We start from the raw sequence: 1,917 nt of genomic DNA on the forward strand, positions 1-1,917 counted from the left end.
GGTTGAGTAGACCCGCCGGTTACCCAGACGGGCCCCTCCTCAGAACCGGACGTGCGGAACTACCGCATCCGGCTCCCGACAGATCAGTGTCCCCACACATATTCAGCGAGCCCAGAGTATAGATCGGGTTTTCCATTTAGTTGGATAACCCAGCATTTTCAGGATCAGATTCAGCTTTTTCCACGTCAGTCGGCGACGACCACCTTTACGGTTGAACCATCTATAGATTATTCGCATACTTTGGTAGATAAACTGCCCAACTCGTCTCTGGTTATCAGATATGCCGTGATAATTTATCCAGCCTCTGATCACTCTGATGACGGTATTCAGGATTTGCCGTTTGTCGGTGCTCAGATTCTTCCATAGAAAGTCCCTGAGTCCCTTCAATTTAGCGGCGAAACGGTCTTTTCGGCTGGTATATTTCAGTCGCCAGAAACCCTTTCGCGTTTTCCCCCAATAGCAGGTAAATCCCAGAAAATTGAACGTTGGCAAGCGTTTTTCTGACTGGTTAGCTCGCATTGCCGCAATGTGACCCGCAGGAATTAATTGCGATTTGTCTTCATGCAACTCCAAGCCGTACTTATTCAGTCTCTTAGGTAATACTTTGTAGAAACGTTTAGCTTCACTGGGATACTGGAAAGTAAACACCATGTCATCAGCATACCTCACCATCTCTGCCCGTCCATGGATATGGGAACGGCTGATTTCATCAAACCATTCGTCTATCACATGATGCAGGTAGATATTGGCCAGCACCAGCGACAGGATTGAACCTTGCGGACACCCGCACACATTGCTGGATGTCTCTTTACCCACTATGACGGGCGCCGTGATTAATACCTCGATCAATCTGAGGAAACGGCGATCTGATATTTTCTTCCGAAGTAAATTCATCAGCTCATCATGAGGTATCATGTTGAAATACTTTCGGATGTCAATTTCCACTACAGCACCATTCCAGTTACGGAGTGTTTGCTGCTGTAGCGCCTTTAATGCCGCATGACAATTTAATCCCGGCCGAAAACCGTAAGAGCTGGGCATAAACATCGGTTCATAGATCCGGCTGAGGATATCACTGACCGCAAGCTGGATAAGTTTGTCCTCTGTGCACGAAATCGCTAAAGGTCGTTTACTGCCGTCTTCTTTTGGGATCTCGGTGACTCTGGCGGCTTTCGGGTGGTACGTCCCTCTGCGTATTCGCAAAATGAGATTATGAATATTCTCATCAAGGTGTTCACCGTAAGCGGCTTTTGTCATGCGATCAATACCCACAGCTTTACTCCCGTCAAGCCGCAGGAATTGCCCTTTCAGCATGTCACTGTTTAACAGGTGCCCCAAGTTATTGAACACCAGTTGTTTGTTACCTGCTGATTTCTCGCCTATACGCTCAAGTTTTGTTAACCATGATAGTCCGTCGTTGCTGTGTACGGTCATTGTTGCCCTCTTACGTTCGATCTGTCTGCCAGCCCTTCGCTCCACGGTCATTACTCGCTTCATTACTACTATGGCTGACTCCGACTTCCGGAAAGCCATTTCTGTGGCCTTGTGTTTGGCACTTGTGCCACAGATACCCCGTTCCTCAGGGAGCCCTCCGGATCTCCTGTGTTCCGTCATTCATCTCTGCAAACTCGCTGACGCCTGCGCCCCCGGTGGTTGGTTTCCTTTGGCAATTTGCCAGTATGGCCTCCGGTAACCTGTTGCCTGCCAGGTGCTCCAACCTGTCGGCTCCCACAATTAGTTCAATTTCGGGGGTATCACGTTCACCCTTTGGTTTCGGCTCGAATGCTTCGCTATCTACGCTTCACCCTCCAAGTTACCCAGGACGGCGCAAGACTCGCTATCCGGTGGCACTGGCTATGCCTTCCGGAACAGGACTTTCACCTGCAAGATAAATGCAGCTTTTCACAGCGCACGGAG

The 1,917-nt window shown here is 49.3% G+C and carries 1 protein-coding gene; it reads right to left on the minus strand.

Going from position 1 to position 1,917, the window contains the following annotated elements:
• Positions 1-102: 102 nt before the first annotated feature.
• Positions 103-1,434 carry a reverse transcriptase domain-containing protein gene (locus D3222_RS24310; protein WP_118988330.1) on the minus strand — a complete coding sequence of 444 codons (1,332 nt, stop codon included), beginning with the start codon at positions 1,432-1,434 and terminating at the stop codon, positions 103-105.
• Positions 1,435-1,917 lie beyond the last annotated feature (483 nt).

The sequence above is a fragment of the Photorhabdus sp. CRCIA-P01 genome, from assembly GCF_003545805.1.
Taxonomy (GTDB): Bacteria; Pseudomonadota; Gammaproteobacteria; order Enterobacterales; family Enterobacteriaceae; genus Photorhabdus; species Photorhabdus antumapuensis.